Annotated in this window: 9 protein-coding genes; 4 read left to right on the top strand and 5 right to left on the bottom strand. The window is 72.7% G+C overall.

The features are described 5' to 3' along the window. Positions 1-8: 8 nt before the first annotated feature. Both FLW16_RS22405 and FLW16_RS22400 read left to right on the top strand, forming a co-directional pair. Positions 9-1,427 carry an aspartate aminotransferase family protein gene (locus tag FLW16_RS22405; protein ID WP_142562062.1) on the top strand — a complete coding sequence of 473 codons (1,419 nt, stop codon included), beginning with the start codon at positions 9-11 and terminating at the stop codon, positions 1,425-1,427. Positions 1,428-1,549: 122 nt separating this feature from the next. After that, positions 1,550-4,096: a bifunctional YncE family protein/alkaline phosphatase family protein gene (locus FLW16_RS22400; RefSeq protein ID WP_142562061.1), complete on the top strand. Its 2,547-nt coding sequence runs from the start codon at positions 1,550-1,552 to the stop codon at positions 4,094-4,096. A gap of 92 nt (positions 4,097-4,188) precedes the next feature. On the opposite strand, the gene FLW16_RS22395 is transcribed toward FLW16_RS22400, so the two are convergent. After that, the gene (locus tag FLW16_RS22395; RefSeq protein ID WP_142562060.1) at positions 4,189-5,379 is read right to left on the bottom strand and encodes a Cmx/CmrA family chloramphenicol efflux MFS transporter; all 1,191 of its coding nucleotides are present in this window, start codon (positions 5,377-5,379) and stop codon (positions 4,189-4,191) included. 613 nt (positions 5,380-5,992) lie between these two features. Continuing rightward, positions 5,993-6,559, bottom strand: coding sequence for a TetR/AcrR family transcriptional regulator (locus FLW16_RS22390; protein WP_221891220.1), 567 nt, complete (start codon positions 6,557-6,559; stop codon positions 5,993-5,995). Between the two features lie 110 nt (positions 6,560-6,669). Between FLW16_RS22390 and FLW16_RS22385 the strand changes: the two genes are divergently transcribed. Further along, positions 6,670-7,626, top strand: coding sequence for an NADP-dependent oxidoreductase (locus FLW16_RS22385; protein WP_142562058.1), 957 nt, complete (start codon positions 6,670-6,672; stop codon positions 7,624-7,626). Here FLW16_RS22385 and FLW16_RS45300 read toward each other — a convergent pair. The 3 genes from FLW16_RS45300 to FLW16_RS22375 form a co-directional block, all read right to left on the bottom strand. After that, a complete protein-coding gene (locus FLW16_RS45300; protein ID WP_260615474.1) occupies positions 7,623-7,757 on the bottom strand; it encodes a hypothetical protein in 135 nt (44 codons plus the stop codon). The genes FLW16_RS22385 and FLW16_RS45300 overlap by 4 nt on opposite strands. Before the next feature lie 24 nt (positions 7,758-7,781). Continuing rightward, positions 7,782-8,663 carry a dihydropteroate synthase gene (folP, locus tag FLW16_RS22380; protein WP_142562057.1) on the bottom strand — a complete coding sequence of 294 codons (882 nt, stop codon included), beginning with the start codon at positions 8,661-8,663 and terminating at the stop codon, positions 7,782-7,784. Between the two features lie 87 nt (positions 8,664-8,750). Then, positions 8,751-9,620 (bottom strand): LysR family transcriptional regulator, encoded by an 870-nt coding sequence (locus tag FLW16_RS22375; protein ID WP_142562056.1) that lies wholly within the window; start codon positions 9,618-9,620, stop codon positions 8,751-8,753. Positions 9,621-10,764: 1,144 nt separating this feature from the next. Here FLW16_RS22375 and FLW16_RS22370 point away from each other — a divergent pair. After that, positions 10,765-11,934 carry a neutral zinc metallopeptidase gene (locus FLW16_RS22370; RefSeq protein WP_142562055.1) on the top strand — a complete coding sequence of 390 codons (1,170 nt, stop codon included), beginning with the start codon at positions 10,765-10,767 and terminating at the stop codon, positions 11,932-11,934. Positions 11,935-12,150: the final 216 nt, after the last annotated feature.

Here is a 12,150-nt window from a genome sequence, read left to right as displayed (position 1 = left end):
GGAGTTTCATGCTTCCCGAGTACGGCAGGCCCGTCACCGAACTGCTCGCCGAGCTGACCGCCCTGAAGGAGGCCGACCTGCCGGTGCGCGGCGGCAAGGTGACGGCCTACGTCTACGACACCGGGCTGCCGGAGGTGCACGAGGCCGCGCACCGGGCGTACGCGGAGATGCTCGAAGTGAACATGCTCGACCCGACGGCCTTCCCCAGCATGGTCGCGCTGGAGCGGCAGGTGGTCGGGGCCGTCGCCGAGCTGCTCGGACGGCCCGGTGCGCCGGGCATCTTCACCAGCGGCGGCACCGAGTCGATCATGCTGGCCGTGAAGGCCGCCCGCGACGCCCGTCCCGGCGCCACCCGGGTCGTGCTGCCGGTCACCGCGCACCCGGCGTTCCACAAGGCGGCGCACTACCTCGGCATGGAGATCGTGCCGGTCCCGGTCGACCCCGGCACCTACCGGGCCTCCGTCCCGGCGTTCGAGGCCGCACTGGACGACCGTACGGCCCTGGCGGTGGTCTCCGCGCCGTCCTATCCGCAGGGTGTCGTCGACCCGGTCGAGGAGGTGGCCGCGCTCGCCGCCGCGCGCGGCGTGCCGTGCCACGTGGACGCCTGCGTCGGCGGTTGGCTGCTGCCGTGGCTGCGCGAGGCGGGCGCGGCGATCCCGCCCTTCGACCTGGGCGTGCCCGGCGTCACCTCGATCTCGTGCGACCTGCACAAGTTCGGGTACGCGCCGAAGGGAGCCTCGGTGCTGCTGTTCCGCGACGCGGAACTGCGCCGCCGGGCCTACTTCGCCTCCGCGGCCTGGCCCGGCTACACGATCATCAACGCGACCGTGCAGAGCTCCCGGTCGGCCGGGCCGCTCGGCGGCGCCTGGGCAACCCTGCAGGCCCTCGGCAGGGAGGGCTACCTGGAGCTCGGCCGCAGGACGCTGGAGGCGACCCGGCGGCTGGCGGAGGGCGTGGGCAAGATCCCCGGACTGCGGGTGCTCGGGGAGCCGGAGGCCGCCCTGGTCGCCATCGCCGGCTCCGCCGAGGTGGACGTCTTCGTGCTCGCCGACGAGGCGCGCCGGCTCGGCTGGTTCCTCCAGCCGCAACTGTCGTACGCCGGGATCCCGGCCAACATCCACGTGACGGTCACCGGTGTGACCCTCGCGGGGGTGGACGCGATGCTGGAAGTGATCGCGGAGGCGGCCGAGGCCGCCCGGCGACGGGGGCCGGCCGATGTGCCCGAGGGCCTGCCCGAGCTCATCGCGTCCCTCGACCTCGACTCACTGGACGACGCCACGTTCGCCGAGCTCGCCGCGTCGGTGGGGATCGACCTCACCGCGGCGGGACAGCCCGGAATGGCGGTCGTGAACGCCGTGCTCGACGCGCTGCCGGCCGCGACCCGCGAGGCGATCCTCGTCCGGTTCCTGTCGGTCCTGTACTCCTGAGGAGTCGACGCACTCTTCGCCGAACCGTTACGCGGGTCATGCCCGGCTACCAGGCCGGCCGCTCGTTGTACTTATCGGTCGCTCCCTGCCGTCCCGTACGCGTCTTCGGGAAGGGAGTCGGTATGCGTGGTCACGGAGCGGTGACCCGCGCCCTCATCGCCGGGGCCGGCGTCACGCTGCTGGGCATCGGCGTCGCGACCGCCGGTGCCGGCGTGTTCGACGCGGGGCCGCGGCCCCGCGTCGAAAAAGACGACGGCACCGCCGTCATTCCCGTCGGATACCGGGTCACCCCGGCCGGTTCGCAGAGCAGGCTCGGGGACCTTCCGCTCGTCGCCAAGCCGTTCCCGGGCGGGCGGGCGGTGCTCGTGGTCAACGCGGGCCAGGGCGTCCAGTCCGTCCAGGTGGTCTCCCCGCGGGACGGCGGCGTGCGGCAGACCATCCGGTACGCCTCGCCCCAGGCGGTGTTCGCGGGTGCGGCCTTCAGCCCGGACGGGACGAAGGCGTACGTCAGCGCCGGCGGCAACAACAAGATCCGTGTGTACACCGTCGCCGGAGACCGGCTGACCGAGACCACGCCGATCCCGCTGCCCGTCACGAACCCGGACGGCCAGACGATCAATCCCTATCCGGCCCAGATCGCCGTCACCCCCGACGGCGCGAGGCTGGTCGTCGCCGATCACCTCGCCGACGCGGCCACCGTCATCACACTCGCCGACGGGACGAGCAGGACCGTGGCCGTCGGCCACGCGCCGTACGGCGTCACGATCAGCCCGGACGGCACCAGGGCGTACGTCACCGACCAGGGCGCCGAGACCGTCTCCGTGCTCGACCTGACGGCGGCCGAGCCCGCGGTCCTGTCCACGATCACCGTGGGAACCCACCCCAACCAGTCGGTCCTGGACCCGGCGCGGAGCCTCCTCTACGTCGCCGACGGCGACAGCGACGACGTGAGCGTCGTCGACACCACGGCCGGCAGGACGATCCGCACCATCAGCCTGGCGCCGTACCGCGGGGCGCGGGTCGGAAGCAATCCCGACGCGCTCGCGCTGTCCCCGGACGGGAAAACGCTCTACGTCGCCGACTCCGGCAACAACGACGTCGCCGTCGTCGACGCCGCCCGGGGCGGGGTCAGGGGCCTGATCCCGACGGGCTGGTATCCGACTGCTGTGGTGTCCCTCGGCGGGCGGCTGCTGGTGACGAACGCCAAGGGCCTGGGCGCCGGGCCCAACGACGGTCCCGGCCGTCCCGACCCCTACGCCCCCTCCGTCTCCCCCGGCCGGTACTCCGGGACGATGATCGTCGGCACGCTGTCCCGGATCTCGCTGCCGATCCGGCAGGACCGGCTCGCCAAGTGGACCCGCCAGGTCGACGCCGACAACGGCTTCCACCGCGCGGGCGGCGGCACGACGCCGGGGGCAGCCTCCAGCGTGGTGCCGCGCCGGGCCAGGGAGCCCTCGCCCATCAAGCACGTGATCTACGTGGTGCGCGAGAACCGTACGTTCGACCAGGAGCTCGGCAGCATCGGCAAGGGCGACGGCGACCCCTCGCTGAACCTCTTCGGCGACGAGTCGGCGCCGAACGCCCGCGCCCTGGCCAGGCGCTTCGTCACGATCGACAACTTCTACGCCGACGCCGAGGTCAGCGCGCAGGGCTGGAACTGGGTGGTCGCCGCCAACTCCAACCCCTACTCCGAGCAGGGATGGCCCGCGAACTACTCCGGCCGCAACCATTCCTACCCCTCGGAGAGCGACGACCCGGCCATCGCCCCCCAGAGGCCCGACGACGCCTACATCTGGCAGCGGCTCGCCAAGGCCGGCGTCTCGTTCCGGAACTACGGCTTCTACGTGACCCGCGGCTCCAAGCGGCGGTTCGTCGCGGGCGACCCGGTGCTCGACGCGCACACCGACCACGCCTTCACCGGGTTCGCCCTCGGCTGCCCCGACGGTCCCGGCTCCTTCGAGCCCCGGGCCGCCATATGCGGCCCCACCGACCGGTTCACCGAGTGGAAGCGGGAGTTCGACCGGTACGTGGCAGACGGCGGTCTGCCGGCCGTGGAGTTCGTGCGCCTGCCCAACGACCACACCGCCGGCACCAGGGCCGGCTCGCCCACCCCGCGGGCGTACGTCGGCGACAACGACTGGGCGCTCGGCAAGCTCGTGGAGAGCGTGTCGCACTCGAGATACTGGAAGTCGACCGCCGTCTTCGTCACGGAGGACGACTCCCAGAACGGCCCCGACCACGTCGACGCGCACCGCACGGTCGCCCTGGTGATCAGCCCCTATACCCAGACCGGGCGGGTGGACTCCACCTTCTACAGCACCGCGTCGATGCTCCGCACGATCGAGTTGTTCGCCGGGCTGCGCCCGCTGACCCAGTTCGACGCGTACGCCACTCCGATGACCGGGTCCTTCACCAACAAGCCCGCCTTCACGCCGTACAAGGCGATCCGGCCCGGCACGATGGCCGAGGTGAACGGCGCGGACGCTCCCATGGCCGCGCAGTCCGCCGAGCAGAGCCTGGGCAAGGAGGACCAGATCGACGAACAGGTCTTCAACCAGGCCATCTGGAAGAGCGTCAAGGGTGACGCGTCGATCATGCCCGCGCCCAGGCACTGGATACGGGGATTTGTGCCCGGCGACCGGGCCGGGAGGCACGAGGACGGCGACTGACGACGACTGACGGCGAGGTCTTCACCGGCCCCGCGCGGGGCTCGCGCGACTGCGACGCCGTCCGCGCCTGCTTCGAGGTCGCGGGCCGGTGCTCAGCGGACGGCATCGCGTGGAGACGGCGTTCTCCTGCCGTTCCCGCCGGCCTTTCGCACCGCCAGAGCCGGCCCCGCCACGGCGAACGCCAGCGCCACCAGCAGCGCGCTGACCCACAGCGCAGATCGGTAGCCCAGACCGGCTTCGATGGCGGCCCCGCCCAGCAGGGGCCCGGCGGTCGCGCCCACGTTGAAGGCGGCGGTCGCGAACGAGCCGCCCAGGGACGGCGCGTCGGCCGCAGCGTAGAGCGCCCGCGCGATCAGCGTGGAGCCGACGGCGAAGGACAGCGTGCCCTGCACGAAGACGAGCACGAACACCGCCGCCGCGTCGCCCGCGGCCACGCCGAACACGATCCAGCCGGCCAGCAGGGCCAGGCCGCCGGGCACCAGCAGCCGCATCGGCCGCCTGTCCGCCATCCGGCCGCCGATCGACACCCCGGCGAACGACCCCAGGCCGAAGAGCGCCAGCAGCACCGGCACCCACTGCCGGCCGTAGCCGCCGACGTCGGTGACCACCGGAGCGAGGTAGGTGAAGGTGCAGAAAGTGGCGCCGTTCACCAGGGCGCCCAGCAGCAGGGTCACGAGCAGCCGGGGCCGGCGCAGCGCCCGCAACTCCCGCCGCGCGTCGGGCACGGCCGCGTCCGGTGGCGTGGCCGGAACGGCGCGCGCGACCGCGACGACGGCCGGCACCGAGACGACCGCCACCGCCCAGAACGCCGAGCGCCAGCCCCACATCTGGCCGAGCACGGCGCCGGCCGGCACCCCGGCGACGCAAGCGAGCGTGATCCCGCCGAGCAGTACGGAGGCGGCCCGGCCCTTGGCGCCGGGCCCGGCCATGGCGGTCGCCGTCGCGAGACCCACGGCCAGGAACCCGGCGTTGGCCAGCGCTCCGGCGACGCGGGCGGCCAGCAGAACGCCGAAGTCGGTGGTGACCGCGCCGGCCACGTGAAGGATCATGAAGACGGTCAGGAAGACCAGCAGCGCCCGCCGCCTCGGCCACCGCAGGCTGAGGACGGCAGTCAGCGGCGCGCCCACGATCATCCCCACGGCGAAGGCCGACGTCAGCGCCCCGGCGGCCGGGACGGACACGTGCAGGTCACGGGCGATGTCGGGCACCAGGCCCGACAGCATGAACTCGGAGGTCCCCTGGGCGAAGACCGCCAGTCCGAGCATGTAGATGGCGATTGGCATGACAGCTCCACACCGCGTCGAAGAGGTCGCGAAAGCCCACGAAGGATCGCGAACGGTCGATGAGGACGCGGCGACACGGCGGGCCACAGCCGGACGACGAGGGGAGCGTCCGGCCGGGCACGCGGGATCACCGCGCGAGGGAACCCGGGGTCCGGCGACGGAAGCACTCGATGACGGGGGCGACCGTGCGCGGGGCCCGGGACGAACGGCCCGTACGACGGTGATTCGGTGACAGGAACCGCGCAGCGGCGCGGATCGCGTGCGGGAGTCCCCATACGGCAACGCCGGGCGGCGCCGGCCGCGGCGGTTCAGCGCGCCAGACGAGCGGTGCGACAGCTCAGCGGTACGACGAGTCAGCCACCGAATGACCGGTGGCTAGCGTCTCGACGCCTCGGGGCTCGACATGGCCGACACGTTAGTCACGGCGCGAGCGCCCTGTCCACCGCTTTGATCGCGGCCAGTCCGGCCCGCCTGCTTCCGCTGGCGCCCCGGGCTCTGCCGGAAACCGTGCCAGGGCCCGGCCCTGCACGCCTGCCTGCGCCGGCGCAACGTCAACGCCCGCCACCGCGACGTCCTGATGTGTCACTGGAGTACTGGCCGCCTCGATCCGGGCTCAGGCAGGCCGGGCGGCGGGCCGGAGGCCGTCCATCAGGAGGTCCAGCAGGCGACCGGCCTTGGCTTCCTGCTCGCGCCGGGAGGCCACGGTGAAGATGCCGATGAGGGAGGCGGCGATGTCTTCGGCGCTGACGTCGGAGCGGAGGTCGCCCGCCGCGCGACCGGCGTCGAGAATCGTGGTGATGGCCGCCAGTAGCTCGCTCCGGGTCTGTGCATGGGCGATCTCGCCCGACTCGATCATCGCGAGCAGCGTGTCGAGCATGCCGTTCTTGGTCGCGATCCAGTCCCCGAACAAGTCCATCCAGCGCCGCATCGCCGCGGCCGGGGGCAGCTGGCCGAGCAGTTCGCGGGCGCCGGTCGTCAGCCGCGCGACCTGGTCCCGGTAGACCGCGTCGACCAGCGACTCGCGGGTGGGGAAGTGCCGGTAGAGCGTGGCGATGCCGACTCCGGCCTCGCGGGCGATCGCACGCATCGACGGCTCGGCGTCAGCCGACGCGAACACGCGGGTCGCCACCGCGAGCAACTGGTCGCGGTTACGGGTTGCGTCCGCCCGTGGCGCGCGCATCTCCGCCTCAGTCAAAACGGATCACGCTCCGGTTGTGTTAGGGTCATCCATGGAAACGGAGCATAGTCCGTTTCAAGGCGTTCCCTCCATCCCCAAGGAGACAGGCGTACATGCAGGAACAGAGCGATCAACGGTCGACGGGCAGGAGCAGGGCGGTCCGGCTCGATTCATTCGGCGGGTCCGACGTCCTGGACATCCGTGACGTTCCCGCTCCGCAGGCCGGCCCGGGACAGATCCGCGTGCGGGTCACCGCGGCCGGTCTGAACCCGATGGACTGGATCATGACCGCCGACGCGGACACCGCCGCCCGGTTCGGCTTGAGCCTCCCGGCCGGGTTCGGGACCGACTACGCGGGAGTGGTCGACCAGGTCGGTGACGGGGTGACCGGTTTCGCGCCCGGCGACCGGGTGTTCGGGGGCGCCCTGTCCCGCGCGGTCGCCGACTTCGTGGTGGTCGACCCGGCCGGGGGGATCGCGGCGAACGAGGCCCATCACACTCCCGACCGCGTCGACGACCGCACCGCCGCCACCCTCACGATCGCCGGGCGCACGGCATCCGCCGCCCTCGCCGTGGTCGACCCCGGTCCGGACGACACCGTGCTGATCGGCGGCGCGGCGGGCGGGGTCGGGGTGTTCGCTGTCCAGTTGGCCCGGATCGCAGGAGCGCGCGTGATCGGGACGGGATCGGCGACATCATCCGATTTCCTGCGCGATCTCGGAGCCGAGCCGGTCGCCTACGGCGACGGCCTGGCCGACCGGGTCCGAGCCCTCGCTCCCGGCGGTGTCACCGCCGCCATCGACCTGCACGGGACGGAGACAGTGCACGCCGCAAGGGAACTCGCCGTCCCGGACGGCCGCATCTGCACCATCGCCGCGCACGTCGAAGGAGTGTCGGCGGCCAACGGCGCGAACGCCGCCCCCGGCGCCCTGAAAGAGGTCGCCCGCCTGGTCGCGGCGGGCCGACTCCGGGTGCCTATCGCGGCGAGCTTCCCGGTCGAGCAGATCCGCCGCGCGGCCGAGCTTCAGGCCGGCCGGCACGTGCACGGCAAGGTCGTCATCGACCTCTAGACCAAGGCCGTCGCGACGATGAACGCGACGTCGTCGTCACCGATCAGGCGGGGACGGCCTCCGGCCCGCTGAGGGCTCGGGACGGCCAGGCCCTTCTCGTCGAAGGCAGTGAACCTCAGGGGACGACGCACTGGGCGTGCCGGGCCCCTGGAGGGTCAGGACAGCGCGCCGCCGAGGCGGGCGACGACCGCGAGAGCCGTACGGGCGCTCGCCGCGTCGTGGACGCGGAACACCCGGGCGCCCTGCAGCGCCGACACGGCGAGCGTGGCCAGCGTGCCCGCGTGGCGCTCGTCCACGGGAAGGCCGCCCAGCGTCTCGCCGACGAAGTCCTTGTTGGAGACGGCCACCAGCACCGGCCATCCGGTGGCGGCCAGCTCGCCGAGCCGCCTGCTGACCTCCAGCGAGTGCCAGGTGTTCTTGCCGAAGTCGTGAGCCGGGTCGATCAGGATCGCGTCGCGGCGGACTCCCGCGGCGACCGCGCGCTCCGCGAGGTCCGTCGTGTACGCGACCACGTCGGCCACCACGTCGGCGTACGCGATGCGGTGCGGCCGGGTGCGCGGCTCCACCCGCCCGGCGTGCGCGCACACCAGGCCGATGTCGTACGCCGCGGCGACCTCGGCGAGCTTGGGGTCCACGCCGCCCCAGGTGTCGTTCAGCAGGTCGGCCCCGGCCTCGGCGACGACCTTGGCGACCTCCGACCGCCAGGTGTCGACGCTGATGATCACGTCGGGGTGCCGGTCGCGCACCGCGGCGACCACCTCCGCCACGCGGCGGATCTCCTCGGCCGGATCGACCTCCGTGCCGGGACCGGCCTTCACGCCGCCGATGTCCACGATGTCCGCCCCCTCCTCGATGAGGCGGGAGGCGGCGTCGACCGCGGCGGAGAAGGCGTAGGTCGATCCCCTGTCGTAGAAGGAGTCGGGGGTCCGGTTGACCACGGCCATGACCGCGAAGTCGCCGGGACCGAAGGCACGGCCGCGCAGGCGCAGGACGGCCGACAGGCCGGGCGCCTCGGCGGGCATCGGCGTAGTGGACATCGCCGCCAGCGTACTAGGTGGACGTCGTCCTATCGCGTGCCCGCCGCGGGCCGCGGTCGTGGAACGGTCCAATCGCACGGCATGCGCTCACGCCGCGGAGCCGCCCTCGGCCAGGGCCACGAAGTCCTGTGCCATCGCGGGTAACCGCCGCCGGGCGTGCACGACCGCGATGATCTTCCGGAGCGAGGGGTCGAGCGAGCGGACCACAAGGCCGGCCCTGCCCGCCTGCTCGGCCATGCCCCGATACCACAGCAGCGAGGCCCGCCCCTCCCGTACGGTCCGCAGCCAGCCCCGCCGCTCGTCGGACTCGAGGGCCGGGATCGGGCGGACGCCGTACGTGGCGAAGATCTGGTCGAACTCCCTGCGGCGGGGGCTGCCGGGGGCGGGCAGCACCAGCCGCATGCCGTCGAGGCGGGCCACGGGGACGGGATCGGGCAGGTCGAGGCCGGGCGGGGAGATCAGCACGATCTCCTGGCGTTCGAGCGGGTGGCTCACCAGGTCGGTGGGCACCGGGAGGTCGGTCAGCCCGAGATCGGCGCGCTGCTCGCGTACCGCGCTGACCACCCCCTCCCGGCCCTCGCACCGCACGATGTGCACCCGGATCCCCGGATGCTCGGCGGCGTAGGCGGGCAGCAGGCGCCCGGCGAGACCGGGCTCCAGGCTCGGCGTGGACGCGATCCGCAATTCGGCGCCGGAGGAGTTGCCCTGCGTCGCGAGAGCCTCGATCTCGGCCACCGCGTCGAGTGCCTCGCGGGCCAGCTTCACGACCCGGCGTCCCTGGGCCGTCACGACGACCCCGCGGCCCGAGCGCGCGAAAAGCGTCATTCCGAGTTCACGTTCCAGGTCGCGTATCGCGCGGGACAGAGCGGGCTGCGCGATATAGAGCGATCTGGCGGCATCGGTCATGGTGCGGTGCTCCGCAGTGGCGACCACGTAACGGAGCTGCTGCAGATTCATGCGAAAAACGCTAGGGCAGACGAGCCCGGCGATTCCGGAACATCGCAGAGATCACGCCGGTCGATTACACATCGTGCCCGACATCTGCTACATCCGTGATGGATGAGATTTCAGTATTCTTTTGCCCCAAATCCACAAAGGGGGCAAAGTCGTGGCGCAGCAGTACCCTCCCCAAGATCCCCCCGGGGAGAGTTCTCCCTATTCAGGGCCGCCGTATTCGCCGCAACCGGAGGCTGTGCCCGGCTCGCCGGACGGATCGCGATCTCCCGGCGCGGCGCCGGGGCCGTACGGTCCGACGGGGTGGGGCGGCCCGGAGGGCGGCGCGTGGCAGCAGGCGCCGGGCGCCGCTCCTTACCCGCCGCAGGCGCAGCAGCAGAACGGCTCCCAGGCGCCGGGAGGCCAGGTTTACGGCGGTCCCTATCCGCCCGGGGCACATCCCCAGGGCCCGGCCGCGTACCCGGGGAACGCACCGTCCTACGGCCCGGCCTATCCGGGGAACGCCTCGCCGCAGAGCGGCCCCCACCCTTCCGGCTCCCCCGTTTCCAGCCCCCCTCCCTTCGGCCAGCAGCCTTCCGGCGCCGTCTACCCGCCGAGCGGCCCGCCGCAGGGCGCCGGGGCCTACCCCGGGTCTCAGCCACAGGGCGGTCTTCAGAGCCCCGGGCCGACGAGCCCCGGACCGAATGGCGGCACCCCCTACCCCCAGGCCGCGCCGACCTATAGCCAAGGCGCGCACCCAGGAGCCGAGGCGCAGGGCGGCGCCTACGCGCCGAACGGCCCATACCCGGGCGCGACGCCCTACCAGGGCGGGCCGCAGTTCGGGCCGCCGTTCCAAGGCGGGGCGCAATCGCAGCCGCAGGCCCCGGGGTGGCCGGGCGCGGCGGGCTCCGGACCGCACGCACAGCCCCCCGCACAGTCCTTTGCGCAGCCACCCTCGCAGCCCCCCGCTCAGGCTCACGCGGGGCCCTACGCGCAGTCCTACGCACCCCCGCCGCCTCCCGCCGCCCCACCCGGCGCTCCGTACGCGCCGCAGAACGGGGCGGCGGGCTACCAGGGAGGCCAGGCGTACACGCCGAACGGGCCTGCGTACCCGCAGGGTTTAGCGGGGTCGCAGGGGAACACGGCGGCCCCCGTCCCATCGCAGGGCATGCCGTTCCAGGCGGCGCCACCCCAGGCACCGCCGCAGTCGGCGCCCCTGGCAGCACCACAGGCGGCGCCGTTCCAGGTGCCACCGCCACCGCAGGCACCACCGCAGACGGCACCGCCGCAGGGGCCGGGGTGGGCCCCCCAGCCTCCGCCTCCCCCGCGCGGGCCCGCCGCCCCGTATCCGCCGCCCGCCTGGCGGCCGCCCCGCCGCAAGTCCGGCGCGGGGGCGGTCGTCGGCGCGCTCATGGGCGTGCTGGCGCTGGTCTTCGTGCTCGTCGTGATCGTGAGCGCACTGGCCGGCCTGTCGGACCACGACGAAACTGTCTCGCCGATCGCGATCCCGACCTTCACCTTCTCGCCGTTCCCCTCGCACGAAGCCACCACGGACACGGAACCGACCCGGGAGCCCACCTCGAAGCCGACGTCGCAGCCCACGACGCGGCCGACTCCGGTGCTCAACCGCACGACGAAGAACAACACCCTCTACCGGGCCGGATCGCTGGCGAAGACGAGCTGCCGGGCCGGGAACGCCAGCATCTACAACCACGCCCAGTTCAAGGCGCTGATCCTCAAGACCGGCGCGTGCATGGGCAAGGCGTGGGGGCCGGCACTGGAGCGGGTCGGGATCGACTGGAGCCCGCCGAAGTACATGATCGCGGCCCGCAGGGGCAGGGGCGCGTGCGGCGACTACCCCTCTCCCGGCAGCAACGTGCCGTACTACTGCCCGAGCAACAGCACGATCTACGCATCCACCTCGGCCATGACGAGGGAGTACGGCCCGCTCGGGTCGTGGAACGGGATCATCATCAGCATGATGGCCCACGAGTACGGCCACCACATCCAGAATCTGTCGGGCATCTCCGACTCCTGGTGGCGGCAGACGCTCGACTCCGGCTCGCGGAGCGGAAAGATGGCCCTGAGTCGCCGGCACGAACTGCAGGCGACGTGTTTCGGCGGCATGTTCATGCGGTCGGTCGCCGCCTCGTATCCGATCGACACCACCCGGCGCAACACGCTCCTGTGGGCGTACAGCCACCTGGGCGACCAGCCGGGAGGGCCGCGCGACCACGGGAACACGCGCAGCAACGCCGCCTGGTTCCGCCAGGGATACACCCGCCCGATGGCCTACCAGTGCAACACCTGGGTCGTCGGCTCCAGTTCCGTGTCGTGATGGACCCCCCGATTTACGTCTACCTTGTCCCGATATGGGGGTTAGAATCCCTAGCCACAGCTTCGGAGGAGAGAGCGGTGAACCATGCGAGGCGGGGGTCCCGCTGACGAGGCCGGAGGGCCTGGGGAAGGTCAGCGGCCAGGTCAGACCGGCGAAGGCAGCGCAAGCGCGGCTCAGCGCAGCGGAGACCCAAGTCAGCCCAGCGGAAACGCAGCT

The sequence above is a fragment of the Microbispora sp. KK1-11 genome (assembly GCF_006874435.1).
In the GTDB taxonomy this organism is placed as follows: Bacteria; Actinomycetota; Actinomycetes; order Streptosporangiales; family Streptosporangiaceae; genus Microbispora; species Microbispora catharanthi.
This window is presented reverse-complemented; position numbering and strand designations above follow the sequence as displayed.